We start from the raw sequence: 26745 nt of genomic DNA on the forward strand, positions 1-26745 counted from the left end.
ATCGTATATGAACGCATGGCGAACATGCGTTAGGCAAGAGATGGCAGAGGCCGTAGTTGCCGCGCATAGAATTAAACATCGAGCAAATTTATGAGAAAAGTTGCGTTCTATGCGCCCGGTCCGATGAGAGGTTCCGGAGGGGTTGGTCGAATATACAATTTCGCCAAAGCGCTGAGTAAATCAAATTATGAATGCCATGTGTTCGTAACGAACAGCAATGGCAGGGACGCTGCGCAACTCGCACGGGAAGCAAACGACTTTTACGGAGCAACCGGATTCATCTGCCACCCGAGCACGGACGTCCCTTCCGGGGTGTTCGATCTTGCGATCGCCACGCAATGGGAAACTGCCATTTTGGTCCAGCGTATGGTCAGCCATGCAAAGGCTTACCTGATCCAAGACTTCGAAGCCTATTTCAATCCAGTTGGCGACGGCAGCGTTTTTGCGGAAAACTCATATATTCACGGTTTGAGGCCACTTACCTACGGTCGCTGGCTTGCACACAAACTGGAGACCGAGTTTGGTAGCGAGCCGTTCTTCTTCGAGTTCGCCTCCAATAACCAGGTCTTTCGATGCCAACGTCCTATGAAAGAGCGTCTGGAAGGGCCTGCTAGGATCGCCTTCGTCTTTCAAGGTGACAAGGCGCGCCGTTGTCCGCGCCTTGGCATCGAGGCGCTGGGTATCGTGAAGCATTACCGGCCCGATGCGGAAATCCTTTTTGTCGGGTCGGCCGAGCCCCCTCACCTTTGGTACGATTTCCAAAACTTGGGCAATCTGACGATTCAGGAACTGAACAGAGTTTATAATGAATGCTGCGTCGGCCTGAGTCTAAGTTCTACCAATCCCTCATGCAATCCATTCGATATGATGGCTGCGGGGCTGCCGTCGGTCGATCTCTATCGCCAGAATAATCTGTTCGACACGCCCTCGAAAGGCGTTCTGTTGGCGCTCCAGACTCCGGAATCGGTCGCGGAAGCAATACTGCATCTCCTGAATAATCCGAAAGAACTTCTCAAAAGATCAGAGTTCGGCATCAAATTTATGAAATCCAGGCCGCAAGAGCGGGAGGTCAAAAGCTTCCTCGCGGCGGTTGACGCCATTATGCGTGGTCAAGGCCACGGCGGTTCAAGGGCGGTCATCACCTCCTTGTTCTACGACAACCCTCCCGTTGTCGCGAAAGTAGACCGCAATGCATATTCGGCTAGCTTCCTTCAGAGGCAAGCGAGCGCCGGGGGCGGGTCTCGCGTGAAATCGCTGGCGCATTTCCAGTATTATCCTACTGACGAGCTAAGGTTCGAGGCGCCCGCACCGCTTGAAACGGAACAACATCTTGCACGCCAAGCTGCAATAGAGGTGGCGCCTGGAGTGCGCAGACGTCATGTGCGGATCCTGAATGCGCTAGTCCGAAAATACAATCTCGACAAACGACTTTCGCTCGACCTGTTTGACCGTGCCTACTATCTGGATGTGAACCATGATGTGATGGAGGCGGGTATGGACCCGTTCATCCATTTCGTGCGCTATGGTCATGCCGAGGGTCGTTCGCCATCGCCGTACTTCGATGCGAAGTGGTACGAAGACACTTACGCAGCGGCCTTGGCGCCCAAACTATCTGCCGTTGACCACTATCTGACAGAGGGCTCCGCGCTCAACCGTTCACCGAACGCGTTGTTCGACGCAACCTGGTATCTTGCCCGAAATCGTGACGTGGCCGAGGCTGGGCTGCATCCGCTGTTCCATTTCATACGGTATGGAGAAGCCGAGAATCGCGACCCGTCCGAGAAGTTCTCAACGGCGTGGTATCGTACGAACAATCTGGATGTCGTCGCTGCTAAACACCCGCTTTTGCTTCACTACATGCACCATGGAGAGCGGGAAGGCAGGCTACCCGTTCCTCGGACGGAGGTGCGGGGGGCGCTGCAGCGAAGCGCGCGTGAGGCGGCCCTAACGTTCGAAAACCTGTTCGATGCTGAAGTGTCGCCTAGAGATTTAGAGCCATCGACCGACCGCTCTTACGTTAATCTCTTTGAGAAAGGACCACCTTCCGGGCAGGTGTCCTTCGATATCTGGAGCACGATATTGCATCGTCGTTGCCATCCGGATGAGATCAAGCTCCGCTCCGCACGTTTTCTGCTGCTCCAGGCTTGGACCGACATCATTCCCGGGATGCGTGATGTCGTGACGCTGATGAATGCGAGGATGCGAGCCGAGAATGCGTCAGCGCCCAATGGGGATTACGAATACTCGTTCAACGTAGCTGTCCACTCTTGGCTTCAAAACGTTCTGAATACCTCATGCTCGCCGGAACGGCGCGCGCGATTAGCCAAATCCATAATCGCACACGAATTCGACGCCGAACGGGACGCTATTGAAGTCGATCCCAACACTGAGCGCACAATTCGCTCTTTGGAACAGCCAGCAATATTTATTTCCGACTTCTATATGTCGGCGCCCTTTTTAGAGAACCTTCTGCACAGCGTACAGTTGGGATCGGCTTTCTTCAGAGGCTACGTTTCCTGCGACGGCTATCAGAATAAGCGATCGGGCGCCCTTTTTGGCAAGGTGTTGAAGGACCTCAACCTTGCGCCGCATGAATTGACGCACGTAGGGGATAACCCGTTCTCGGACAAGGAACGCCCCGCATCGCTCGGCATCAACACCATCAGCTATGTGTCTTCCTCTGATGAGGAGCGCCTCAAGTGGTATGAGCAGGCCTTCCATGCCCTCTGTCTGGGCGATGTTTCCCAACACGAGCGACGCCTCCTGGCCTTGGCTAAAAGGCAATCCGCAGAGGCGTCTGGAGAGATGGAGGGGGAGGCTTTTGATCTCTACGCCGCCGGTTGTCACATCGGCCTCCTTGCATTCGGCTATTGCCTTAATGTCATGCAGGACGCGATAGTTCGACAGTCCAAGGAGGTGGTTTTCTTCACTCGAGAAGGCATTCTCTTTAAAAAGATCTATGATCTCATTGCAGAGCACAATCCATTCACGACCCCTCCGCCTCCCTCAAAGTTGCTGAGCGTAAGCCGCAGAGCCACTTTCGCGGCCTCGCTTCGATCCTTCGATACCGAAGAGCTCATGCGTCTTTGGACCATGTATTGGAAGCAGTCGCCGCTGACGTTTTCCGCCTCGCTCAACCTCGATCCAGCGATAACAGCGGCGGCGGCTAAGCGGGCGGGTCTGGATCCCCATCAGGTGGTGAAGGCGCCTTGGACAGACGCACGATTCAATAATTTGCTTTCGGACGAGAGCTTCCGCCGCCACGCCGAAGCTGAACTGGCCGCTCAGCGTGACCTGCTTCAACGCTATTTGGCGCAAGAGTTGGCTCCCGATCAGGATGAACTCCTGATCTGCGACATCGGCTGGCGCGGCACGATCCAAGACAATCTCGCGCACACGATCGGCAAGCCCGTCCGTGGCCACTACTTGGCCTTGCTCGGCTACCTCAACGAGCAGCCTGCATTTTCTAGCAAGGTCGGGTGGCTGAGCGACCTGAACAGAGGAACCGACTATCAAATCCCCGACCAGCTCGCTGTGATCGAGATGATCTTCAATGGGCTGGGCGGATCCACGGTCGGTTATGACGTGGACTCTGAAGGACAGGTCTTCCCGGTCAAGGAGATATTCGATGGTGAAGAGGCGGTGGTTCGAGCTCTAGAACCGTGCCGCGCCGGAATGACGGCGGTCGTGCGTGAACTTGCTCGCTACGTCAATCTTCACGGTCTTGTCGCCGAGAACCTCCAGAATCTCGGTCGCAAGATAGTCGATGACCTGATCGCCAGCCCTCCCTCGGCCATCGCCAACATGTTCGCGAAGCTGGAACACAACGAAACATTCGGCGCCGGCACTCTGGACGTCATGCAGAAATCGAGCTTCGAAGCGGCGATTGCGGAGCAACCAGGCGGCAGGATGCACGCTGCTTTGACGTCTTGGTTGGGGGATCGTTGGCCAGAGGGTCTCAGTCGACAGGACATAGTGCAACAATGGTGGAAAGGCGCAACGCCTCAGGAGCGCGCGTCGGCGCCGCTTGCGATCACCAAGAGCGCGGCGCCGGCGATCATCCGATCGACCGGTTCCCGGCTTGCACTCTACCTTTCAGAAGACGGCCTTGCCCCTGAACGGCTGGACTCTGTTCTACGAACCACGCAGGGATTAGTTGATGCTGGTTTCCAAGCGGAAATCTATTGGCAAGGCGATGACGACATTACGGCCCGCCTAGACGCCAGTCTGGGGGACATGCCTGCCAGTGTAATCACCTCGTGGAGCAGCCATCGAAACGCCGGTTTGGCGTTAGCCACAGACGCTAGTTCTGCATCCTACGTCCATTCAAACGTGATTGCACAATCTCGCGGTTATCTTGTTCAAGATCACGACGGCTTGGCTGGCACGGTCGATGGATTGGTCCTTACCGAAAACAGCTACATCTACGGCCTCAGTCATTTCACCCTGGGAAATTGGCTGACCCACATGATCAGCAGCCGCTATTTCTCGCGCGCGTTTCCCGCAGGCCACGGCGTGGACACAGCAGTCTATAAATGTCGGTCGGACGTGAAGCGTGAATTGGCCGTCTGCATGCATTATCCGGCAGGACAGTCCGGCCCGTTGGCCCGGTTGGCTTTGGACGCCTTGGCTTTGCTTAAGAAAAGTCGCCCGGACGTGAGAATCATTCTTTTCGGAGCCGAAACGGGACCTCGGTTGAGTTTTGAATATGAGAATTTTGGGATGCTGCGCGACCCGAAGTTAATCAGTGATTTGTTCAACCAATGTGCAGCGGGACTGGCATTGGGGATGTCCAATCCCTCACGTATGGCTTTCGAGATGGCGGCTGCCGGATGCACTCCAGTGAGTCTTTATCGCTATAATAACGTTATGGATCTCGGTGATCGTTTCAGTGTACTAGCTTTCCAGAGCTCCCGTTCTATTGCTCAGGCGTTGTCTGATGTTCTTGAAAAGTCTCACGATGATCAAAGCTATGCGTCTTCGGTCGCAAGTCAGCTTAATGACAGAACGCTGATTTGGGAGCGGGATGCGGCGGTGGCCAACATCATTGGTGTGCTTGACGGAAAGCTCTGCGCAAGCTGGAATCCGCCAATTCTATATAAAGCAGAGCCAGTTATCGCTCCGGCAGATGACAACGCGGCCGTTCGTGCGTTTTGCCGTCAACAGCTTCCTTCTGAGGATAGGAACCTCTGGTGACGCCGAAGGCGCTTCAGCTCATTTTCGTCAGATGCAGCGCGTTTGACAAATTGCTGAATAAACTTCCGATCGCATCGTGAACATCTGAAACGCAAAATATATCCAGGCCACTGCTCGGGTGGTCTGGATTAGACAGCACAAAAGAAACAAACCGTTCCTCGGAGTGTGAATCAAGGAAAAGTAACTTCATGCCGAGTTGATTGGCTATCCATCCAATATTAGATTCTGAATGGAGGAATCTGTGTTCGGGGAATATGTAATTTTTGTCCAGCAAAGGTCCCTGTGCAATGATTATACCATCAGGCTTCATCAGGGCCTTTAATGATTCTAGGAGTGCGATTGGATCTTCTAGATGTTCTATTACATGCCACAGGAATATAGCTCCAACTTGGTGCGCGAGGGATGGTCTGTAGCTTTCAACAAAGCTGGCAATATCTTGGTTGACATAGACGTGATCTGGAAGGCCAAGGTGGGATCGGCCGATCTGAACGAGCTCGGCGCTTGCATCACATCCCATGGCTTCGTATCCGCAATCCAAAAGTGCTTTGGTGAGCAGGCCTCTACCACCTCCCAGATCAAGAACTGGCGATTCAACCCCGAAATAATCTAAATAATTTTTATAGAAATTCACCGTATTATTCATCGCCAAAGATTCACGTATTACATCTGTCTTTGTCGAGTTAGACCAATAATTGGCGTGAAAATCAGCTTGATGGCTGATTATCCTACCCTGACCTGGGGCGTAGTCGGGAACGAGCGCGCAGCAATTGGAGCAATGAAATATGGTTACAACCTTGTCCTGCTGATCCTGCGTTCGTAGGGCGACGACGAGACCCGTAAGGCCGCAGCAGGGGCAGTTGTTCACTTCGGGCATTCTGAAATCACGCGCTCGGGTTTATCTGCACCGTCTAGCATCAACCTGAAAACGTTCATTTTGTCCACTTGACGTCGAAGGCGGGTTTCGCAGTCTGCAGCAATCGCACGTCAGTGGCGACATCGGGAAGCATACCAGATGATGGTCGCTTCCTTAAACGGCCTCGTCCCAGCGGTGCTTGTAGAAGCTATATTTCGCTCGTGCATTTGAAGTGGAGTAATTCGTTCGCTCGAATAGCGTCGTCGGCCGAATCCGCCGCTTGCCCTCGGTTATATTAGAGATGCCTCGTTATCGCAGATAGACGCCCACCTTGCTGTACAGCGCTCTGAGGCGAGCATCGTAAGCATCATCGTTGAACTGCGCCGCCTGGGCTCGTCCGCGTAATGAGGCTTCCGCGCGCCAGCCGGCGTCCGCGTCGATCATCCTTATCGCTGTCGATAGGGCCTGCACGTCATAGGGATCGACCTGAATGGCGGCGTCGCCGGCGACCTCGGGCAGCGCCCCCTGGGTGGAAGTCAGCACGGGGGTGCCAAGGCTCATCGCTTCGAGAACGGGCAGGCCGAAACCCTCGTAGAGCGAGGGAAACAGTACGGCCCTGGCTCCTCGGATCAGACTGATCAGGGTGGCGAAGGACATGTATTCGTAGACGTGGATCCGATCTGAGCTTGGGCCTCCAATCGCCTTAACGTGGCTAAGCAGAGCGGTTTCAGGTTCGCTCAGCCAGCCTCGGCCGCCGACAATCACGAGAGGTGTTTTCACGCCGGACGCCAGATAGGCCTCGACCACACGTCCGAGGTTCTTTTTCGGCTCCACAGCGCCGAAATGCAGGAAATAGTCTCCCCATCCCAGCCGGAAGGTGGCCTCCAGTTCGATGACGACGTCGCGCTCCGATCGTTCGATCAGTGCCTTGGGCAGGCTAACGGCCTGATAGGTGTTGCTAACGCGATCTTCTGGAACGCCGAGCATCCGGATGACGTCCCGGCGAGTCGCTTCCGATACGACCGCGATATGATCGGCGCGCCGGGCAACCTCGCGACACAGGGCCATGAATACCGGCTTATTGTGCAGCGTCGTATGAGGAAGGCGCAACGGGATCAGATCGTGGATGGTGTAGATGTTCGGAACGTTTAGGGCCCTGAGCGGCAGCAGGGTGGTCCAGTGCATCACGCTAGGCGCCGGGGCGTCGCGAGTGGAGAAAAAACGCACCGGGGTGCTGCGGCCGTGTTTCTTGAAGGCGCGGTTGGCGTAGAAATAGAGTCGGTCGCCCGCCCAGAAACGGCTTGCGTTCGGTCGAGCCGCTTCGCCGCCGGGCCAGATGACGTCGGTGGACGGGCGCACGGGGAAGGCGGTTCGACCCGTCGGGCCGAGAAGTGTCCGAACGTCACGCTCGATCTTCTGCATAAAGCGGAGCGGTTCAGCGGGACGCTCTGGATCCAGGATGGCGACGTCGCCGAACGGCTTGACCGAGCCTATCGGGAGCGTCGGCCCGAATAGAGCCTCGGTTCTGAAGCCCAAGCGGCTCGCAGCGTCGAGCAGGTTGCGGCTGTAGGTCGCGATTCCTGTGCCTTGGGCGGCCGCCAGGTTGAAGCCGTCAATACAGATCGAGGGGCGGTCCGATCGATCAGGCGGGATTTGGGGCATTCAGTCGGGTCTCGAGCGGCGTGAGCTTGACGATCATCCCGCCTATCATGGGGCAAGACTGACTGACCAGCGATGCCTCTCCGTCTGAACGCCCACGGCGGGACCGCTCCCTTTCCCAGTGACACCGCCGCCATCCCCCGCTATTTCGCGCCGGTGATGAACGAAACCGAGCGCCAATCCGAGGAACGCAGCTGGGAAACGGCGAAGACGCTCGCCGAGGCCCTGCCCTATATTCAGGTGTATGACCGCGAGACGGTGGTCATCAAATACGGCGGTCACGCCATGGGCGAGAGCGCCGTGGCGAAACAGTTCGCGGCCGATGTGGTGCTGCTGAAGCTGATGGGGGTGAACCCGGTCGTGGTGCACGGCGGCGGGCCGCAGATCAGCGCCATGCTGGACAAGGCGGGGGTCAAGTCGGCCTTTGTCGATGGTCTTCGCGTCACCGATCCGGCGACGATGGAGGTGGCCGAAATGGTCCTGTCCGGGGCGGTCAATAAGGAGATCGCCCACTGGATCACCATGGCGGGCAAGGAGGCGGACGTGCGCGGCGTCGGCCTGTCGGGCAAGGACGCCGGCCTGCTGACGGTCGAGAAGACCCGCCGGACCAAGCGCGATCCCGACAGTATGATGGAGCATGAGGTCGATCTGGGCTTCGTCGGCGAACCGACCAAGGTGGACCCCAAGCTGATCAAGGGGCTGATCGCCTCGGAGACCGAAGACTGGGTGCCGGTCATCGCCCCGATCGGGGTGGCCGAGGACGGCCAGACCTACAACGTCAACGCCGATACGGTGGCGGGCGCCGTGGCCGGTTCGCTGAACGCCAAGCGGATGCTGCTGCTGACCGACGTGCCGGGGGTCAAGGGGGCGGACGGCGAGATCATTCGCCAGATGACCCTGGAGGAGGCGCAAGGCCTGATCGACACCGGCGTGGCCTCGGGCGGCATGATCCCCAAGCTGGAGACGGCCATGGCGGCCGTGCGGGCCGGGGTGGAAGCCGTGGTGATTCTGGACGGCCGCCGGCCCCATGCGATGCTGGTGGAGCTGTTCACCGAATTCGGCGCCGGCACCCTGGTGAAGGCGTCTTGATCGACCTGTCGCACGTCAAGGCCTGGGTGTTCGACATGGACGACACCCTGTATCCACGCGAACAGGGGCTGATGTCCCTGGTTCAGGCGCGGATCAACGCCTATGTGGTCGAGGCCGTCGGCCTGGCGCCCCAGGAGGCGCGGCTGTTGCAGCGCCAGTTCCTGGACGAGCACGGCACCACCCTGGCCGGGCTGATGGCCAACTACACCATCGATCCCGAGGACTTTCTGAGGGTGGTGCATGAGGTGCCGCTGGACGGGGTGGAGCGAAATCCCCGTCTGGCCGAGCGGCTGAAGATTCTGCCCGGGCGCCGGTTCGTCTTCACCAATGGGGCCAGGGACTACGCCCACCGCGTTCTGGACCGGATCGGGATCGCCGACTGTTTCGACGGGGTCTTCGCCATCGAGGACGGCGATCTGACGCCCAAGCCGGCCCCGTCGGCCTTTCGTCGCATGATCGAGCGGTTCGACTTCGAGCCGCGCTGCGCCGCCTTCTTCGAGGACACGCCTAGGAATTTGGAGCCGGCCAAGGCCCTGGGGATGGCGACCGTCCTGATCGGCGACGGCCATGGAAAGCCCCTGGGCGATCATATCGACCATATCGCCCCCGATCTTCTCGACTTTCTCAACGCCCTGACCTTCAAGGACGCCGCATGACCGACCTGTCGCATCTCGAATCCGTCGTCGAGGCCGCCTGGGACAACCGGGCCGAGGTGTCGCCCGCCACAGGAGGCGAGGTCCGGGACGCGGTCGAGACCGCGCTCAACCTGCTCGATTCCGGCCAGGCCCGTGTGGCGTCGCGGGGGGCGGACGGCGCCTGGACCACGCACCAGTGGCTGAAGAAGGCGGTGCTGCTGTCCTTCCGCCTGAACGACAACCAGATCATGCGGGCCGGCCACGCCTCCACCATCCCTCTGTCGGCCGATCATCCGGCCGCACTCGGCCCGTTCTGGGACAAGGTTGCGAACAAGTTCGGCGACTGGAGCGCGGGCGACTATCAGGCGGCCGGCTTCCGCTCGGTTCCCGGCGCCGTCGTCCGGCGGGGCGCGCACATCGCCAGGAACGTCGTCCTGATGCCGTCCTTCGTGAACATCGGCGCCTTCGTTGACGAGGGGTCGATGGTCGACGCCTGGGCCACGGTCGGCTCCTGCGCCCAGATCGGCAAGAACGTGCACCTGTCGGGCGGCGCCGGCATCGGCGGGGTGCTGGAGCCGCTCCAGGCCAATCCGACAATCATCGAGGACGGCTGCTTCATCGGCGCCCGAGCCGAGGTGGCCGAGGGCGTGATCGTGCGCGAAGGCGCGGTGCTGGCCATGGGGGTCTATCTGTCCGCCTCGACCAAGATCGTCGATCGGGCGACCGGTCAGGTCTTCCGGGGCGAGGTGCCCGCCTATTCGGTGGTGGTGCCCGGCGCCCTGCCGGACGCCGACGGCGGGCCTTCGCTCTATTGCGCCGTCATCGTCAAACGGGTGGACGCCCAGACCCGCGCCAAAACGGGCGTCAATGAGCTGCTGCGCGACTGATCGTCCGCCGCCCGCCTGGGCTTTGACGCCGCGGCGTCCGAGGGCGCACACTGCGTCGCGCCCGCCGTTCTGACCCCGCCTTCCGTTGAGACCTGCAATGACCGATCGGACTTCGCCGCTGGACCGTTTCACCAGTTTCGAGGGCGTGACGGTTGTGGTGATCGGCGACGTGATGCTCGACGCCTATCTCCAGGGCCACGTCAGCCGCATCTCGCCCGAGGCGCCGGTGCCGGTGGTGAAACATGCGCGGGACCGGTTCACGGCCGGCGGCGCGGCCAATGTGGCCTTGAACGCCGTGGCGCTCGGCGCTTCGGCGCGTTTGATCGGGGTGGTGGGCGATGACCAGGCCGCCGATCAGCTGCGCGCGATCGCCGAACAGGCGGGCGTCTCCTGCCGGCTGCTGGGACTGAAGGGCGGAGAGACCACGACCAAGACCCGGGTCCTGGCGGGCGCCCACCAGGTGGTCCGGATCGACCGCGAAGGCTCAAACGCCCTGTCGGCCGAGGATGAGGCCGCCCTGATCGCCCTGTTCGAACAGGCGCTGGATCAGGCGGATGCGGTGATCGTGTCGGATTACGCCAAGGGATGTCTGACCGATGCGGTTCTGGCGGCCGTGTTCGATCGGGCGCGCGAGGTCGGGGTTCCCGTCTTCGTCGATCCCAAACGTCCCGATTTTTCCGCCTATCGCGGCGCGGCCTATATCAAGCCGAACCGGTCGGAGCTGGCGGGCGCGACCGGTCGGCGCTGCGACGACGACGCGGCCGTGGGCGAGGCGGCCCGGCAGGTGGTGGACCAGACCGGCGCCAATCTGTTGGTGACCCGCTCCGAACAGGGCATGGCCTTCTATGGCGTGGACGGGGAGGCGATCCTGCTGGAGACGGAGGCGGCGGAGGTGTTCGACGTCTCGGGCGCCGGCGACACCGTCATGGCCGCCTTCGCCCTGGGTGTGGCCTCGGGCCTGCCGGTCGTGCGGGCGATGCGCCTGGCCAATACGGCGGCCAGCATCGTGGTGTCCAAGGCCGGGACGGCGGTGGTGTCCGCCGCGGAGCTGCGCACCGTGCTGAATCACCAGGATCAGCGCGACGACCATCGCGACGGACTGATCCTGTCGCGCGCAGACGCCCGGGCCGTCCGCGGCGCCTGGCGGGATCAGGGGCTTTCGGTCGGCTTCACCAACGGCTGTTTCGACCTGCTGCATCCTGGCCATGTGGCCCTGCTGCGTGAGGCCGCGAGCCATTGCGACCGGCTGATCGTCGGGCTGAACAGCGACGCCTCGGTGCGGCGGTTGAAGGGCGAGACTCGGCCGATCCAAAGCGAGGGGGCGCGCGCCGAGGTGATGGCCGCCATCCGACATGTGGACGCGGTGGTCCTGTTCGAAGAGGACACCCCCTATGAACTCATCGCCGCCCTGGAGCCCGATGTCCTGGTCAAGGGCGCGGACTATCAGGAGCATCAGATCGTCGGCGCCGATCTGGTCAGGGCCAAGGGCGGGATCATCATCCGGGTCGAGCTGAGGGCCGGCCATTCCACCACCGGCCTGGTGGACCGCAGCCGCACGCCTTCGGCCTAGATATGAGCCCCGATCCCAGCACCGAGCTGAAGGCCGCGTCGCGCCAGGCGACGGCCTGGCTTTATGAGACGGCCCTGCCGCTGTGGCTGGAACACGGCGTCGATCGTCGGCGCGGGGGCTTCTATGAGGCCCTGTCTCACCACGACCTCAGCCCGGTCCACGACTATAAGCGGCTGCGGGTGTTGAGCCGCCAGATCTATGTCTTTTCCCAGGGGGCGCAGCGCGGCGTCTCGGACGCCGGCGCGGCGGTTGAGCATGGTCTGGATTTTTTGCTGAACCGCGCCCGCCATCCGGACGGCGGCTTCATCAGTCGACTGGACTTGGACGGGGAGGGCCTGGATCAGACGCGCGATCTGTACGACCTGGCCTTTGTCCTCTTCGCCCTGGCCCATGCCTATAGGCTGACGAGGGACGGTCGGTTGAAGGCCGAGGCCCTGGCGCTTTTGGACTTCATCCAAACGTCCATGCGCCATCCTGCAGGCGGCTATGTCGAGGCCCTGCCGCCGCGCGCCCCGCGTCGGCAGAATCCGCACATGCATCTGCTGGAGGCGGCCCTGGCCTGTGTCGAACATATGCCGGACCCTGCCTTCTCCGCCCTGGCGGCGGAACTGGTCGGCCTGTGTCGGCGACGGTTCATGGACGGGGCGCGGGGGCTTCTGTTTGAGTATTTTCAGGACGATCTGACGGCCCCGCTGCGGCCGAAAGGGCGGGCCGTGGTCGAGCCGGGTCATCAGATGGAATGGGCCTGGCTGTTGCGGGAGGCGCAGCGGCTGGGCATGGACACGAGCGCAGGCGCCGACGGCGAGGCCGAGCGGCTGGGGCGGTTCGCCCTTGCGCACGGCCTGGACCCGGCGTCGGGCCTGTTGCGGGGCGAGGTGTTCGAGGACGGCGCGATGGCCGTCGCGGGCGTCCGGCTTTGGCCGCACGGTGAATGGCTGAAGGCGGCTCTGCGTGTCCCGGCCTTGGCGCCAAGCTGGCCTGACGCCTGGGGGGCGCTGAGCCGGTTCCTGAACACCCCGACGCCCGGTCTCTGGTTCGAACAATGGGATCCGGGGGCGGGCGGCTTTTTGGACACGCCGGTTCCGGCCAGTTCGCTCTATCACATCGCCACGGCCGTGGCCGAGCTGGAGCGGGCGGACCTTTAGGACGAAGGGCGGGAGGGGGCGCAGTCCCGCCTCCCGCCTCGCTTCAAGGGTCTCAGGCGGCGCTCTTCATCGCATCCTTGTTGACGGCGGCGTCGGCGATGCCGGTCAGGTCTTCGTCGGTTTGGGATTCTTCCTGCAGGGTCTCGTCCAGCAGGGCGACGGCGTCCTTCAGACCCAGGACATTGGCCCAGCGCTTCAGCGTGCCGTAGCGGGTGATCTCATAGTGCTCCACCGCCTGGGCGGCGGCCAAGAGGCCGGCGTCGAGGGCCGGGTTGTCCTTGTATTCTTCCATGATCTCATCGCCCTCGGCCAGTATGCCTTCGATGGCGTCGCAGGTCTTGCCGCGCGGGGCCTTGCCGATGATTTCGAACACCTGCTGCAGGCGTTCGATCTGGCCTTCGGTCTGGTCCTTGTGCTTTTCGAAGGCCGCCTTCAGCTCGGGCGACTGGGCCGCCCGCGCCATCTTGGGCAGGGACTTCAGAATCTTGCGCTCGGCGTAATAGATGTCGCGAAGCGTGTCGTGGAACAGGGTGTCGAGGGTCTTCTCGGCCATGGTCGTCTCTCGCAATGGTGATGGGGCGCGGGGGCGCACCCCATCACAAGCGATAAGGCCGGCTTATGTTCCTGTGTCGGACTCCGGGCTTAGGCGGCCGTCGCCCGCTTCAGATCCGGCGGCGTGGCCTCATCGGTCAGGATGCGAATGGCCTCCTCGACCGTCACTACCGTCTGCTCCTGGGAGCCCAGGCGGCGGATGGCGACCTTGCCCTCTTCGGCCTCCTTGCGGCCGACGACGGCGATGACCGGGACCTTGCCGACCGAGTGTTCGCGGACCTTGTAGCCGACCTTTTCGTTGCGCAGGTCGATCTCGGTGCGCAGGCCCGCCGCCTTGAATCGGTCCATGACCTCGCGGGCGTAGTCGTCCGCGTCCGAGGTGATGGTGGCGACCACCGCCTGGACCGGGGCCAGCCACAGGGGGAAGGCGCCGGCGTAGTTCTCGATCATGATGCCGATGAACCGCTCGAACGATCCCAGGATCGCCCGGTGCAGCATGACCGGCCGGTGCTTCTGACCGTCCTCGGCGATATAGGTGGCGTCCAGACGTTCCGGCAGGACATAGTCCAGCTGGATCGTGCCGCAGGTCCATTCGCGGCCGATGGCGTCCTTGACGATGAAGTCCAGCTTGGGCGCGTAGAAGGCGCCGTCGCCCGGGGTTATGACCGGCTCGGAGCCGGCGGCGCGGGCGGCCTCCAGCATCTGGGCCTCGGCCTTGTCCCAGAACTCGTCGGTGCCGGCGCGCTGCTCGGGCCGTGTGCCCAGGCTGATGTAGGCCGTCTCCATGCCCAGATCCGCATGGACGCTGCGGCACAGTTTGATGAACTCGGCCGTCTCCTCGACGATCTGGTCCTCGCGGCAGAAGATGTGGGCGTCGTCCTGGGTAAAGCCGCGCACCCGCATCAGACCGTGCAGCGAGCCCGATGGCTCATAGCGGTGGCAGGCGCCGAACTCGGCCATGCGCAGCGGCAGTTCGCGATAGGAGCGCTGGCCCTGGTCGAAGATCTGGACGTGGCCGGGGCAGTTCATCGGCTTCAGGCTCAGGGTCTCGCCCTCGACCGTTTCGCAGACGAACATATTGGGCCGGTACTTGTCCCAGTGACCCGAGGCCTCCCAGAACTTGCGGTCCAGAACCTGGGGCGTCTTGACCTCGACATAGCCGGCGGCGTCCAGGCGGCGGCGCATATAGGCTTCAAGCACGCGCCACAGGATCCAGCCCTTGGGGTGCCAGAAGACCATGCCCCGGCCCTCTTCCTGCATGTGGAAGAGCTCCATCGCCTTGCCGACCTTGCGGTGGTCGCGCTTTTCGGCCTCTTCGAGCCGTTGCAGATAGGCGTCCAGGTCCTCCTTGGTCGCCCAGGCGGTGCCGTAGATGCGCTGCAGCTGTTCGCGCTTGGAGTCGCCGCGCCAGTAGGCGCCGGCCAGCTTGGTCAATTTGAAGGCCTTGCCGACGTGGCGCGTCGAGGGAAAGTGCGGGCCCCGGCACAGGTCGATCCAGTCGCCCTGCTTGTACAGGGTGATGGTCTCGTTCTCGGGCAGGTCCTTGATCAGCTCGGCCTTGAACTTCTCGCCCCGCGCCTCGAAGAAGACGATGGCCTCGTCGCGGTCCCAGACCTCGCGCTCGAACTTGGCGTCGCGATCGACGATCCGGGCCATCTCCTTCTCGATGGCGGCGAAGTCGTCGGTCGAGAAGGGCTCTTCGCGATAGAAGTCATAATAGAAGCCGTCCTCGATGGCCGGGCCGATGGTGACCTGGGTGCCGGGGAACAGGGTCTGGACCGCCTCGGCCAGGACGTGGGCCGTGTCGTGGCGGATGGTGTAGAGGGCCTCGGGATCGTCGCGCATGATCAGGCGGAAGTCGCCGCCTGTCTCCAGCACCCGGCCCATGTCGCGCTGCTCGCCGTTCAGCTCGGCCAGCACGGCCTTCTTGGCCAGGGACGGCGAGATCGAAGTCGCCACGTCGCGCGCCGTCGAACCGGCCGGATACTGACGCACCGCGCCGTCGGGAAATTTCAGATCGATCATGACTGTTCTTTTTCGTCGGTCTTCAGGGGCGGGACCGGGTCATAGCCCGAGCCGCCGAAGGGATGGCATTTACAGAGGCGGCGCACGGTGAGCCATCCCCCCTTGAGCGGCCCGTGCCGGATCAGGGCGTCGCGCCCATAGTCCGAACAGGTCGGCAGGAACCGGCACTGCTGGCCGATCAGGGGAGACAGCGTCAGCTTATAGCCCCGGTGGGCCGCGCGGACGCCGCGTTCGTAGAGAGACATATGTCCCTTCGCCGGGGGCTGGATGGGTTCGCCGCGCTTATCCCCTGTCATCGCAGGGGGATCAACCGGTCAGAGCCCGTCAGGCCGCGCCGGCGAGACGAGTTCGCCCCGCCAGGGCCTGATCGACCGCCTCCAGCGTCGCCTCGATCGCCACCAGGGTCGAGGCGTGACGGGCGGGATAGTCGGCGACCTGTTTCAGAACGCGGAGCCCTTCGAAACGCCCGACGGGGCCTTCGCCGCCGGACTTCAGCATGGCGGTCATGGCGTCGCGGGCCTCCCTGATCTCATCCGCCGAGGCGCCGAGGACGGACTGGCCCAGGACGCCGGCGGCCGCCTGGCCCAGGGCGCAGGCCTTCACGTCCTGGGCGAAGTCCATGACCCGCCCCTGGTCGTCCAGGCTCACATCGACGATCGCGCGCGAGCCGCACAGTTTGGCGACCCGCTCGCCCGTCCCTTCCGGCGACGCCAGCCGACCGGCATGGGGCAGGTTGGCCGCCAGGGTCAGGATGCGCGCGCTGTAGAGGTCGTCGATCATGGCTGGAAGATAGGGGGCTCAAGGGGCGAGTGGAAGGCGTGAAACGTCCGCTAGACGCTCAGCGTCAGACCGCCGTCCGCCTCGACCACCAGGGTCGCGGTTCCATAGTCGGACAGCTGCGGATGGGGCGTCTCCAGCGGGTGGGACCAGGCCGCGGTCACCACCAGAACCTCCGCCCCGGCCGCCTCGCCGGCCGCGATGCCGGCCGGGGCGTCCTCGAACACCAGACAGTCGGCGATGTCCACGCCCAGCCTCTGCGCCGCCAGCCGATAGCCGGCGGGATCGGGCTTGCCGCGTTCCACGTCCTCGGCCGTGATCAGCACGGCGGGCGGTTCGACTCCTGCGGCCTTCAGCCGGGCCTGGGCCAGGGGCGCCGTGGCCGAGGTGACCACGGCCCAGCGGTCGGGCGGCAGGCGTTTGACGAAGTCGATCGCGCCGGGAATGGGGGCGACGCCCTCGACATCCTCGATCTCGCCCCGTTCCACCCAGGCGACCTCGGCCGCCAGGTCGACGCCCGGCAGGTTCTGGCGGCGGATGGTGTCGGCGGTGCGCACCCCGTGGATCGTGGGGATGAAGGCGACCGGGTCGATCCCGTGCCGTTCGGCCCAGCGGGTCCAGACGCGCTCGGCCGCTGCGGTGGAGGTGATCAGGGTGCCGTCCATGTCGAACAGGAAGGCGCGATAGGCGCGGGGGGCGGACCCGGGGGAGACGGTCATGCCCCTATCCAGCACGGCGCCGGCCGGGCGGCAAGCCGACGTTCCTGCCGATCAGCCGCCTTTCAAGGAGGACCAGGTGCGGGCGGTTTCGCTGGTCGATGGGGCGGAGGCGACCTCCGGCTGGGGCGCGGCCGGCGTATTGCGCGCCGCCAGCCAAGCCAGGTTCTGATCGGCCAGCTCGGGGGGCAGTTCGCGGCGCAGGATCTGTTCAGCCTCGCCCATCTTGCCTTGCAGGCCCAGGGTCATGGCCAGGGTCTGGCGCACCTTGCTGGAGGCCGTCGGCTGGGCCGCAGCCCGTCGCAGCAGGGCCTCTGCGCCGGGGGCGTCGCCGTGGGTCAGGGCCGCCGTTGCGGCGTTGGTCAGGACGTCGGGATTGTCGGGCGACAGGACCAGGGCCTGGTTCCAGGCCGCGCGCGCATCGTCGAACCGGCGCACCTGCTCATAGGCCACCCCCAGCAGCGAATAGGCCCGCCAGTCGCGGGGCGCCAGGTCGCGGGCCTTTTCTAGCGGGGCGATGCCGTAGAAGGCCTGGCCCCGGCCAATGTGGGCGCGGCCCAGCTCCAGCAGGGCGTCCAGATTGGCGGGCTGGAGGGCCAGCAGGGCCTGGGCCGTCTGGGCGGCCTGATCATAGCGGCCCAGTTCGCGCAGGGCCTGGGCCAGTTTGATCGCCGCCACGGGATCGGCCGGGTTCAGGTCGTGCTCGCCCGACCAAAAGACCGAGCGCGCCAGGGCGTCCATCCGATCATAGGCGGCGCGGACCTCGGCCGAGGCGGGTGCGCGGGTCGCGCTCTGGGCGCTGCTCTGGGCGCCGCTCTGGACGGCGTTCTGGGGCGCGCCCTGGCTCTGGACCGGGGCGGCCGCGACGGCGGGGGCCGCCGATAGGCTGAGAAGGGCGACGGTTGCGAGAAGGGCGGGCATGGGCGACATGGGGGGAGTCCTGACGGTTCCTCGGTCCGCCTCAGAATCGCCGGTTCGTGTCAACTCTTGGTTAAGAAGGTTCGCCATGCTCGCCTCCCATCCCCTGCTGGTCGCCGCGAACACCGGAGAGCAGGCCGTTCCGATCCGCCTGTCGGCGCCGGGCGCGGTTCTGGACGGGGCGGCGAAGTCCTGGGGCGAACGGCACGGCTTCACCGGCAAGGCCGGGGAACTGCTGATCGTGCCGGAGGGCGATGGGATCGGTCAGGTGCTGCTGGGGAGCGGCGCGGCCTTCGATCCGGTCCTGGCGCGGGGTCTGTCGGCCCGGCTGCCCGGCGGCTTGTACCGGCTGGAGGCCGAGCCCGAGACGGCGCGGGCGGCGGCCCTGGCCTTCCTCCTGGGGGCCTATGTCTTTGACCGCTACAAGGCCCGGCCGGATCGGCCGCCGGTTCGGCTGGTCGCGCCCGAGGGGCTGGACCTGGAAGAGACGACGCGGATCGTCGCCGCCTGCGCCCTGGCGCGCGAGATGGTCGATACCCCGGCCGCCGACATGGGGCCCTTGCAGATCGAGACCATCGCCCGCGAGATCGCCGAGAGCGCCGGGGCGGCGATCACCGTGACCGAGGGCGAGGCCCTGCTGGACGAGAACTACCCCGCCGTCCACGCGGTCGGTCGGGCGGCGGCCCCGCACCGGGCGCCCAGGCTGATCGAGATCGGCTGGAAGCTGGACCAGACCGACCTGCCTCTGGTGGCCCTGGTCGGCAAGGGGGTGGTGTTCGACACCGGGGGGCTGGACCTGAAGCCCGCCGCCGGCATGCGCAATATGAAGAAGGACATGGGCGGGGCCGCCCACGCCCTGGCCCTGGGGCGGCTGGTCATGCAGGCTGATCTGCCGGTGCGGCTGGCGGTCATCTTGGCGGCGGTGGAGAATGCGGTTTCGGGCGACGCCTTCCGGCCGGGCGACATACTGAACAGCCGAAAAGGGCTGACGATCGAGATCGGCAATACGGATGCGGAGGGGCGGCTGATCCTGGCCGACGCCCTGACGCGGGCGGGGGAGCATTCCCCCGACCTGACCCTGGACTTCGCCACCCTGACGGGGGCGGCGCGGATCGCCCTGGGGCCGGAGCTGCCGCCCCTCTATACGGATGACGAGGCCCTGGCCGCCGATCTGCTGGCCGCAGGGCGGGCGGTGGGCGACCCCCTGTGGCGCATGCCCCTGTGGCCCAGCTATCGCGCCGCCCTGGACACCGAGATCGCCGACATCAAGAACGACGCCTCGGCCTGGGCGCAAGCCGGGTCGGTCACGGCCGCCCTGTTCCTGCAAAGGTTCGCCCCCGCCAGCGGCGCCTGGGCCCATATGGACATCTTCGCCTGGAATCCCCGCGCCCGGCCCGGCTTCCCCGAAGGGGGAGAGGCCCAGGCCATAAGGGCCTGCTACGCCGTGCTGAAGGCGCGCTACGGCGGTTGAGGTCAGGCCGGGCTCAGCCCGAAGGTCCACGCCCCCTGAGGCGCATCGTCGGGCGAGCGGGGGCGCGGCGGCCGGGGGCGGCGGACGCGGCGGGCGCGGGTGCGGGATCGCAGTCGCTGCACCGCAAGGCGGGTCTGGGCCCGGAGGGCCTTGCCCGCCCTGACCAGGCCACGCCAGCCGGCGACGGCGCGAAGGCTCAGGGCCAGGACGGCGAGATCGAACAGCACCGTCACGTCGAACATCAGCACCCAGGCGATCAGGTCCGGCGCGGCCATGGCGAACAGCCGCACCCCTTCCGCCTCGAACAGGGCGACCGCCGCCGCACCGAGACCGATCACGAGGATCACGCCCAGGATCTGACCGCGCGTCAGACGGGACAGGATCGACGCGGGGCGCTCGACCAGCCAAAGCCGGAGGACGGTTCCGACGGGCCCCTGATCGAACAGCGTCAATCCCAGGACGATCAGCAGACACAAGGGCGCGAGCATCGAAACCCCAGGACGGCGGACGGCGGCTTGGCCGTTCCGCATCGAGATGGGCGTCCATCGACCAGACGCAAGGTCGGCCTGCGGACGAGAATTCCACAGAAAGACCGTGCCCATTAACGGCCGATTCGGCTTCCGGGGATAAGACTGCCGCTTCAGCCAATGCGAGCCCAGGTTTGACCGACCGCCTCGATCTTCTCCCGCCCGGCGATCGTCTCGCCCGCCCGGACCTGGCCGAACAGGCGCTGGAGGGCCTTGTGCGGGCGGCCGCCTATCGGGCGACCGAAGCCATGTCCTGCCGCGTAGCCGTCGCCGACGTCTGGTCGGACGGGGGCGAGCGGATCGACCAGCTTCTGCATGGCGAGATCTTCGACGTTCTGGATCGGTCGGAGGGCCGGGCCTGGGGTCGGGCGCGCCGCGACGGCGTGGTCGGCTGGGTGGTTCTGGACAGTCTGTCAGCCGGCGCGGCCTTGCCGACGCGAAGGGTGGCTGCGGTCGATGCGGCCCTGCCGCTGAACGCCCTGGTGGTCGAGACGGCGGAGGGCGTTGCGGACGCCGACCTGGCGCCGATCGGAACCTTTGAGCGTGATCCTGTCTCCGTGGCCGAACGCCTGCTGGGCCGGCCGCATGAACTGGGCGCCCGGTCCTCGGTCTCGACCGACTGTTCGGGTCTGGTGCAGCAGGCCCTGCTGGCCTGCGGCCTGCCGGGGCCGCGCCGGTCCGACGCCCAGGCGGAGCTGGGCCGGGCCGTGTCGGCCGAGGCCCCGGCGCGCGGCGACCTGGTGATCTGGCTGGCGCCCGGCGGCGACCACGACTGGACCGGCCATTCGGCCCTGATGATCGACGCCGAACGGATCATCCACGCCACGGGCGGCAAGGGGGTTCTGATCGAACCCCTCGCCGAGGTCGAGGCCCGGCTGACCGCCGAAGGCTTTGCGACGGCGATCTTCCGCCGCCTCTGAGACCGGGCGGGACCGTCGGGGTTGTGACGCCCCTAAAAAGACTGTCCGATGTGTCCGATGTGTCCGATGTGTCCGATGTGTCCGATGTGTCCGATGTGTCCGATGTGTCCGGTTCAGGCTGCGGCGGGCGGTTTCATTTTTGAAATTCGGCATTGAATCTAGCGAGGGGAGGACGGTCGGCGTCCTCTCAGTCGGTTCGCCATGTCAAAGACCGGATCGCCAGCCTAGCCCCGGCCGCGCCCCGGTCGCGTCGAACCGCCGGCCTGTTTCGCAACCGATTGAATCGACGAGGGACTCCTTGCGAAACTAGGGGCGTTCGTCGCGGAAGGTCCGCAGGGCGCCCAGACGGGCGAAGGCCAGGGTCAGGGCCTTGCGTCGGGCCGGCGCCAGGGGGGTGGCCGGCGCCTCGCGCACCACCGCCCCGCCGAAGCCGTCGGCGACGATCAGCCCCGGCGCCTCGGGCAGAATGTCCTGGGGAAACTCGGGCGCCACGGCGAAATAGAAGGCGTCGCAGAAGGGGCCGTACGCCTGCCATTTGCGATCGACGCGATAGTCGTCGACGCCGGACTTCACCTCGCAGATGACGACGTCGCCGCGCGGCCCCAGGGCCATGACGTCGGCGCGTCGCCCATTGGGCAGGCCGACCTCCAGCAAGGGCGCATAGCCCAGGTCCAGCATCAGCCGCGCCGCCCCGCGCGTGACCGAAAGCGTGGTTTCCGGCCGGCTGAAGACCAGTTCGAGATGAAGGGCGGCGGCGGCCATGCCGACTTTATGTTCCGGCTATGTTCCGAACGCAAGCGGCAGATCATTCATGCCGCGCGCAGGGCGTCGCGGGCCTGGGACGGCAGTCGGGCGATGACCGACAGATAGGCGCTGGCGGTCGCATCCGGCTGACGGCGGCCCTGTTCCCAGCCCTTCAACGTCGCCAAGGGGATGCGATAGGCGGTCGCGAACGCCTGTTGCGACAGGCCCAGCCCCTCGCGGATCGCGCGCACGTTGGGAACGTCGATCGTGTGGAGGCCGGCCGGCTCGCCGGCGCCGCGCGCATGGTCGGCGGCCTCCTGCATCGCTGCGATCAGATCCTGTCCAAAGGTGCTCATTGCCTGTCTCCTTCTCTGTCCGCAGCGGCCTTGATGGCGCCGGCCAATGCGGACACCGTCCTTTTCTCATCCGACGTCAGATCGGTCGCCTGCGCCTTGGCGTAGGCCAGCAACAGGTACAGCGGGCAGTCGGGGCGATAATAGAAATAGATCACCCTGGCGCCGCCGCGCTTGCCGCTGCCCGATCGTCCCCAGCGCAGCTTGCGCACGCCGCCCGTGCCGGGGATCAGGTCGCCTGTTTCCGGATTGCGCGCCACGTAATCAATGAGCGCAGCCCGTTCCTCATCGCTCCATATCGTTCCGGCCGAGCGCACGAAGGCCTGCGTCTCGGCGACGGTGATCGGGCGCGTCTGCATCGACCGAGATATACGTCAATGACGCCCACACTTCAATCCGGCGGCGACACTGAATTGGGCCGAGAAGGACGGGGTGCGAGATTGCGCCCCGTCTTAGGCGATCTCCGCCTTACGCGATCTCTTCGACATGGCCGTCCAGGCCCATCAGGGCCAGTTCGACCTCCAGATGGGGGTGGCGCTGTTTGATGGCGTCGCGCAGGGCGTGAAGCTCCTGCGTATGGACCGCCAGTTCCTTTTCGGGAGTGTCCACCGTCTCGGCGCCCAGGATGACCTTGTAGGCGCCGCAGTCGCGGTGGTCGATCACCACGACCTTGTGGATGTGATGCAGGTCGATGGCGACGTCCAGATGGCTCCAGAAGGTCTGGCCCCAGCTGGGGAATTTGTCGGTCAGGGCGCCCAGGGAGGCGCCGGCCAGAACGACGTGGTCGTATTTGTCGTGCAGACCGTGGCCTTCCATATAGGCGACGGTGTCGTCGGTGAGGCGGTAGTCCATGCAGGTCAGCAGCAGGATTTCCGTATGGCCCCGCGCCCGGGCTACGCCCGGCGCCAGGGTGGACAGAAGGCTGACCCCGCCGGCCATGGCCAAGAGGCCGAAGGCGCCGCGGCGGGACAGGGACGGGGTGTGGGCGCAGCAGTCGGGCATGGCGATCGCTCCGGATTGATCAGGCGATCACGGGTATCGGCGTTCGTTCAGTGCGCATAGTTCGTACCCTTCCGGAGCCGGTTGACAACCTGTCGTTAACGATCGCGCATCGGGTCCGCCTCAACCGATCAGGCTTAACGGCCGGTGCTGACGACCCGGCTCATGTCCAGCCCCAGGGCCCTGGCGCGGGCCAGCAGGCGGGCGCGATCCGCCGCCGAGGCGTTCTGGTCACGATGCCAGATCCACCAGTCCGACTTGTTTGGGAGGGCCAGGATGGCCCAGTCGTAGTTCGGGTCGTGATCCCAGACCCAGTAGTTCTGACCCGCCAGGCCGCCGAAGCTGAGCAGGCCGGGCAGGGTGAAGCGGAATTTGGCGTTGGTGGTCGTGTCGGTGATCCGGGCGGCGGCGCGCAGGGTTTCGTTGCGGCCGTCGGCGAGACGGGTGCAGGTGACGACCAGGCCGTACCGGTCGGGTCGGTCCAGGGGCGTGAAGTCGATCTGGGCCCGGCTGCAGTCCTTCTGGACGTCGTTGTGGCTGCGCTCGATCTCGAACCATCGGCCGTCGAACCGGTCCAGATCGACGGCGCGCGACTGGGCCAGGGCTGCGGACGGCGCAATGATGAGCGAGGCGGCGATTAGGGTGGCGCGAAGCATTGGGCGTTGTTCTCGTTGATCTCGCCTTGATACGCCCGACGGCGCGGCGCGGTTGCCTCCACCCACAGCGACGCCTCAGCCGGGCGAAATCCGCAGCGAGGCGCCGGCCCGGGCCTGAAATCGAAAAATCCCGACACCTGTCGCAGTTCTGAGACAGGGGCGCTCCGCCATCTCGAACCTTGGTCTGCGGGGCAGGATGAAGTTCACGCCTCGTTAAGAGCGCCGATTGCCTCAGTAAATCGAAATAGAGATGCCAATATCGCATATGCTTAGGCCCAAAAGTATTTAGAAAGGCGAGACGAAATGTCTGACATCAGTGAGAAAATCGTCACCTGGAACGCGCAGCAGCGTGAAGTGGGTGAAGTGGTCTATAAGCGCGCAGGCAAACATCTCGAACAGGCCCTGCTGGACGCCTATCGCGTAATCGACCCGACGCTGGACGCCCTGCCTCGTGACGTGTGGGAGAACGAGAAGCGGAAGTTCGCCTTCATTTCGCGCGGCGACTTTCCGCCCGAATATTTCGAACAGCAGGCGGTGATTACCGAGAACATCTCGAGCAGCCTCGACTACGCGACCTATTTGAGCAAGACCTATGCGGCCTACGCCGCCGGTCTGGCCTCGGGGCTGGTGAAGGAAAAGCCCTGGAACGAGAAGGCCGACCATGCCCTGATGCTCAGCCTGATGCGGTCGGTCTTTTCTGACGCCAGCGTCGTCATGTTCAACTATTTCCAGATCCTGAACGCCAAGGCCGACGAGGAGCGCGCCCTGGTCGAGGCGGAGCGGCGGCGCGTCGCCGAGGAGCAGGATGCGGTGGTCGCCGCCCTGGCCGACAGTCTGAACCGGCTGGCGCGCGGCGATCTGACGGCGGTGATCACCGCGCCGTTCAACGGGCGCTATCAGCAGATCAAGGACGATTTCAACGCGGCGATCGACAGTCTGCGCGAGGCCATGAGCGCGATTTCGACCTCCACCAGCGGGCTGCGGGCCGGCTCGGACGAGATCGCCTCGGCCTCGGACGACCTGTCGCGCCGCACCGAACAGCAGGCGGCCAGTCTGGAACAGACCGCCGCCGCCCTGGACCAGATCACCGCCACCGTGAAACGCAGCGCCGAGGGCGCAAAACAGGCCTCCGCCGCCGCCTCCGACGCCACCGTCGGCGCCGCCCGCTCAGGCGAGGAGATGCAGGAAGCGGTCGCCGCCATGGGCGAGATCGAGGAAAGCTCAAAACAGATCACCAACATCATCGGGGTGATCGACGAAATCGCCTTCCAGACCAATCTTCTGGCCCTGAACGCAGGGGTGGAGGCGGCGCGCGCCGGGGACGCCGGGCGCGGCTTCGCCGTGGTGGCCCAGGAGGTCCGGGCCCTGGCTCAGCGCTCGGCCGAGGCGGCGCGCGAGATCAAGGCCCTAATCGCCAACAGCACGGCCCAGGTCGAGCGCGGCGTCAAACTGGTCGGAGAGACAGGCAAGGCCCTGGGGGGGATCGTCAAGCGGATCGCCGACATCGACGGGCTGGTGTCCGAAATCGCCCAGTCGTCGCAGGAACAGTCCACGGGGCTGAACGAGGTCAACACCGCCGTCAATCAGATGGACCAGGTCACCCAGCAGAACGCGGCCATGGTGGAGGAGACCACCGCCGCCGCCGCCAATCTGCGGACCGAGGCGGGCGAGCTGGAACGGCTGGTGGCGCGGTTCCAGACCGGAGAGGCCGCCAACCGGCCTCAGCCGGCCCAGGCCGGCCGCCACGCCCCGGCCGACAATCCGGTCGGTAAGGCCCAAAGACGGCTCGCCGTCGCGGTCGGAGCCACCCAGGGCAATACTGCGCTCAAGGACTGGGAAGAGTTCTGACGCGCCCCCGGCGCCTGGTCGGCTCTAACCCGCCAGGGCGAGGCGGTTCCTGCCCCAGTCGGCGCGCGTCTGGCCCCACAGATGGACGGGCAGGTCGGCGAAGGGCTCGGGCAGGCGGGTGGGGCCGCGCAAAGTCGAGCCCAGCCGTTCGGCCAGCCGGATCGAGGCCGTATTGTCCAGGTCGATCGTGTGCACCACCTCGTCCCAGCCCAGGACGTCGAAGGCGTAGTCGATCGCAGCGGCGGCGGCTTCCAGCGCATAGCCCCGTCCCGTGGCGTCAGGGTGCAGGGACCAACCGACCTCCGGCCCCGGCCAGCCGTGGGGTCGCCACGGCCCGATCCGTCCGAGCCACCGGTCGGTGGTTTTCTCAAGCACCGAGAAGAAGCTTTCGCCGGTCAGGCTCCAGGCGCCGGCGACGGTCGCCATGATCCGCCAGGTTTCGGCCGGCGTCTTGGGGCCGCCGATGAAGCGCGTCGCATCGGGATCGGCCTGGAACTCGGCCCAACGCGGAAAATCCTCCATCCTCGGGGGACGCAGGGTCAACCGTTCGGTCTCGATACGGATCTCGGTCACAGCAGATACTCCCGCTCCAGCTCATAGTGACTGCCGTCGTCGGTCAGGACGCTGGAATAGAGGCCGAACCGGTCGATGCGGATTGGCGGCGAATGCAGCAGATTGTGGCCCGCCATCCAGGCGCCGATCCGGCCCGGATTGGTCTGGGGCTTAAGATAGGCCAGGGTGACGTGGGGGCGATAGTCGCGCTTCTCCAGGACGATGTTCGCCCGCTCGCCCGCCTTCCTGCAGCGACCGGCCAGGACCGAGAGGGGTTCGTTGGGCGTCTCGACGCCGGCCCAAATCGTGTGGCTGCGATGGTTGTCGCCGAAGGCGCCGACCCCCTTCAGCACGATCTCGAAGGGGGCGCCGGCCACGCGGGCCAGTTCGGACGCCAGGTCGTCGGCCCGCCGCTCGTCGGTCTCGCCGTAGAAGGCCAGGGTGACGTGCAGGGCCTCCAGCGGCCGCCAGCGGGCGCCGGGTAGGCCGGACTGACGCCGTTGCAGGGTCTCGCCGACGTCCGGCGGCAGGGTCAGGGCGGTGAACAGACGCAACATGCGACTGTTGGTAGCGGTCGGAACCGCCGCTTCCAAGTCCGGTTTTCCTTGCACTGGGAGCCTCGGCTTCCGATATTCAAGGCCTGTGACCGGGGA

The 26745-nt window shown here is 64.8% G+C and carries 25 protein-coding genes; 9 read left to right on the forward strand and 16 right to left on the reverse strand.

Annotated features, from left to right (window positions below):
* Window positions 1-90 precede the first annotated feature (90 nt).
* Window positions 91-5196 carry a rhamnosyltransferase WsaF family glycosyltransferase gene (locus tag GGQ93_RS12665; RefSeq protein ID WP_183217464.1) on the forward strand — a complete coding sequence of 1702 codons (5106 nt, stop codon included), beginning with the start codon at window positions 91-93 and terminating at the stop codon, window positions 5194-5196.
* A gap of 13 nt (window positions 5197-5209) precedes the next feature.
* Here the strand turns inward: GGQ93_RS12665 and GGQ93_RS12670 are convergent, their stop codons facing one another.
* On the reverse strand, window positions 5210-6070 hold the full coding sequence (locus GGQ93_RS12670) for a class I SAM-dependent methyltransferase (RefSeq protein ID WP_183217467.1): 861 nt from the start codon (window positions 6068-6070) through the stop codon (window positions 5210-5212).
* Between the two features lie 288 nt (window positions 6071-6358).
* Window positions 6359-7711: a glycosyltransferase family 4 protein gene (locus GGQ93_RS12675; RefSeq protein ID WP_183217469.1), complete on the reverse strand. Its 1353-nt coding sequence runs from the start codon at window positions 7709-7711 to the stop codon at window positions 6359-6361.
* A gap of 156 nt (window positions 7712-7867) precedes the next feature.
* On the opposite strand from GGQ93_RS12675, the gene argB reads away from it, so the two are divergent.
* The 5 genes from argB (at window position 7868) to GGQ93_RS12700 (ending at window position 13034) form a co-directional block, all read left to right on the forward strand.
* A complete protein-coding gene (argB, locus tag GGQ93_RS12680; RefSeq protein ID WP_183217604.1) occupies window positions 7868-8797 on the forward strand; it encodes an acetylglutamate kinase in 930 nt (309 codons plus the stop codon).
* The gene (locus GGQ93_RS12685) at window positions 8794-9453 is read left to right on the forward strand and encodes a pyrimidine 5'-nucleotidase (RefSeq protein ID WP_183217471.1); all 660 of its coding nucleotides are present in this window, start codon (window positions 8794-8796) and stop codon (window positions 9451-9453) included. The genes argB and GGQ93_RS12685 overlap by 4 nt, the downstream gene beginning before the upstream one ends.
* Window positions 9450-10319, forward strand: coding sequence for a 2,3,4,5-tetrahydropyridine-2,6-dicarboxylate N-succinyltransferase (gene dapD / locus GGQ93_RS12690; protein WP_183217473.1), 870 nt, complete (start codon window positions 9450-9452; stop codon window positions 10317-10319). The genes GGQ93_RS12685 and dapD overlap by 4 nt, the downstream gene beginning before the upstream one ends.
* A gap of 97 nt (window positions 10320-10416) precedes the next feature.
* Complete coding sequence (gene rfaE1, locus GGQ93_RS12695) at window positions 10417-11889, forward strand: D-glycero-beta-D-manno-heptose-7-phosphate kinase (RefSeq protein WP_183217475.1); 1473 nt, start codon at window positions 10417-10419, stop codon at window positions 11887-11889.
* A gap of 2 nt (window positions 11890-11891) precedes the next feature.
* Window positions 11892-13034 carry an AGE family epimerase/isomerase gene (locus GGQ93_RS12700; RefSeq protein ID WP_183217477.1) on the forward strand — a complete coding sequence of 381 codons (1143 nt, stop codon included), beginning with the start codon at window positions 11892-11894 and terminating at the stop codon, window positions 13032-13034.
* A gap of 52 nt (window positions 13035-13086) precedes the next feature.
* On the opposite strand, the gene GGQ93_RS12705 is transcribed toward GGQ93_RS12700, so the two are convergent.
* The 6 genes from GGQ93_RS12705 to GGQ93_RS12730 all read right to left on the reverse strand — a co-directional run bounded on the left by GGQ93_RS12705 (window position 13087) and on the right by GGQ93_RS12730 (window position 18034).
* Complete coding sequence (locus GGQ93_RS12705; RefSeq protein WP_152949394.1) at window positions 13087-13587, reverse strand: YciE/YciF ferroxidase family protein; 501 nt, start codon at window positions 13585-13587, stop codon at window positions 13087-13089.
* 89 nt (window positions 13588-13676) lie between these two features.
* Window positions 13677-15611 (reverse strand): threonine--tRNA ligase, encoded by a 1935-nt coding sequence (thrS, locus tag GGQ93_RS12710; RefSeq protein WP_183217479.1) that lies wholly within the window; start codon window positions 15609-15611, stop codon window positions 13677-13679.
* Window positions 15608-15856 carry a membrane protein insertion efficiency factor YidD gene (gene yidD / locus GGQ93_RS12715; RefSeq protein WP_054764596.1) on the reverse strand — a complete coding sequence of 83 codons (249 nt, stop codon included), beginning with the start codon at window positions 15854-15856 and terminating at the stop codon, window positions 15608-15610. The genes thrS and yidD overlap by 4 nt, the downstream gene beginning before the upstream one ends.
* Window positions 15857-15935: 79 nt before the next feature.
* A complete protein-coding gene (locus GGQ93_RS12720; protein ID WP_183217481.1) occupies window positions 15936-16391 on the reverse strand; it encodes an iron-sulfur cluster assembly scaffold protein in 456 nt (151 codons plus the stop codon).
* A gap of 50 nt (window positions 16392-16441) precedes the next feature.
* Window positions 16442-17107 (reverse strand): HAD-IA family hydrolase, encoded by a 666-nt coding sequence (locus GGQ93_RS12725; RefSeq protein ID WP_183217483.1) that lies wholly within the window; start codon window positions 17105-17107, stop codon window positions 16442-16444.
* A 51-nt stretch (window positions 17108-17158) separates the two neighbouring features.
* Window positions 17159-18034 carry a tetratricopeptide repeat protein gene (locus GGQ93_RS12730; protein ID WP_183217486.1) on the reverse strand — a complete coding sequence of 292 codons (876 nt, stop codon included), beginning with the start codon at window positions 18032-18034 and terminating at the stop codon, window positions 17159-17161.
* A gap of 76 nt (window positions 18035-18110) precedes the next feature.
* On the opposite strand from GGQ93_RS12730, the gene GGQ93_RS12735 reads away from it, so the two are divergent.
* Window positions 18111-19493 carry a leucyl aminopeptidase family protein gene (locus tag GGQ93_RS12735; protein WP_183217488.1) on the forward strand — a complete coding sequence of 461 codons (1383 nt, stop codon included), beginning with the start codon at window positions 18111-18113 and terminating at the stop codon, window positions 19491-19493.
* A gap of 2 nt (window positions 19494-19495) precedes the next feature.
* On the opposite strand, the gene GGQ93_RS12740 is transcribed toward GGQ93_RS12735, so the two are convergent.
* Entirely contained in the window at window positions 19496-19981 is a 486-nt protein-coding gene (locus tag GGQ93_RS12740; RefSeq protein WP_183217490.1) for a hypothetical protein, read from the reverse strand.
* A gap of 173 nt (window positions 19982-20154) precedes the next feature.
* Between GGQ93_RS12740 and GGQ93_RS12745 the strand changes: the two genes are divergently transcribed.
* Window positions 20155-20940, forward strand: coding sequence for a C40 family peptidase (locus tag GGQ93_RS12745; protein WP_183217492.1), 786 nt, complete (start codon window positions 20155-20157; stop codon window positions 20938-20940).
* Window positions 20941-21246: 306 nt separating this feature from the next.
* On the opposite strand, the gene mmcB is transcribed toward GGQ93_RS12745, so the two are convergent.
* The 5 genes from mmcB to GGQ93_RS12770 form a co-directional block, all read right to left on the reverse strand.
* On the reverse strand, window positions 21247-21702 hold the full coding sequence (mmcB, locus tag GGQ93_RS12750) for a DNA repair putative endonuclease MmcB (protein ID WP_054764603.1): 456 nt from the start codon (window positions 21700-21702) through the stop codon (window positions 21247-21249).
* A gap of 47 nt (window positions 21703-21749) precedes the next feature.
* The gene (locus GGQ93_RS12755) at window positions 21750-22040 is read right to left on the reverse strand and encodes a helix-turn-helix domain-containing protein (protein ID WP_182713381.1); all 291 of its coding nucleotides are present in this window, start codon (window positions 22038-22040) and stop codon (window positions 21750-21752) included.
* The gene (locus GGQ93_RS12760) at window positions 22037-22396 is read right to left on the reverse strand and encodes a type II toxin-antitoxin system RelE/ParE family toxin (RefSeq protein ID WP_182713382.1); all 360 of its coding nucleotides are present in this window, start codon (window positions 22394-22396) and stop codon (window positions 22037-22039) included. The genes GGQ93_RS12755 and GGQ93_RS12760 overlap by 4 nt, the downstream gene beginning before the upstream one ends.
* A 109-nt stretch (window positions 22397-22505) precedes the next feature.
* Window positions 22506-23039 (reverse strand): carbonic anhydrase, encoded by a 534-nt coding sequence (locus GGQ93_RS12765; RefSeq protein ID WP_182713383.1) that lies wholly within the window; start codon window positions 23037-23039, stop codon window positions 22506-22508.
* Between the two features lie 134 nt (window positions 23040-23173).
* A complete protein-coding gene (locus GGQ93_RS12770; protein WP_183217494.1) occupies window positions 23174-23692 on the reverse strand; it encodes a lipocalin family protein in 519 nt (172 codons plus the stop codon).
* A gap of 303 nt (window positions 23693-23995) precedes the next feature.
* Here GGQ93_RS12770 and GGQ93_RS12775 point away from each other — a divergent pair, with 303 nt between their 5' ends.
* Window positions 23996-25540 carry a methyl-accepting chemotaxis protein gene (locus tag GGQ93_RS12775; RefSeq protein ID WP_183217496.1) on the forward strand — a complete coding sequence of 515 codons (1545 nt, stop codon included), beginning with the start codon at window positions 23996-23998 and terminating at the stop codon, window positions 25538-25540.
* 24 nt (window positions 25541-25564) lie between these two features.
* Here GGQ93_RS12775 and GGQ93_RS12780 read toward each other — a convergent pair whose 3' ends face one another.
* Both GGQ93_RS12780 and thpR read right to left on the reverse strand, forming a co-directional pair.
* Entirely contained in the window at window positions 25565-26113 is a 549-nt protein-coding gene (locus GGQ93_RS12780; RefSeq protein WP_183217498.1) for a GNAT family N-acetyltransferase, read from the reverse strand.
* Window positions 26110-26649, reverse strand: a complete 540-nt coding sequence (gene thpR / locus GGQ93_RS12785) for an RNA 2',3'-cyclic phosphodiesterase (protein WP_183217500.1) — start codon at window positions 26647-26649, stop codon at window positions 26110-26112. The genes GGQ93_RS12780 and thpR overlap by 4 nt, the downstream gene beginning before the upstream one ends.
* Window positions 26650-26745 lie beyond the last annotated feature (96 nt).

Source organism: Brevundimonas aurantiaca (genome assembly GCF_014199955.1).
Classification (GTDB): Bacteria; Pseudomonadota; Alphaproteobacteria; order Caulobacterales; family Caulobacteraceae; genus Brevundimonas; species Brevundimonas aurantiaca.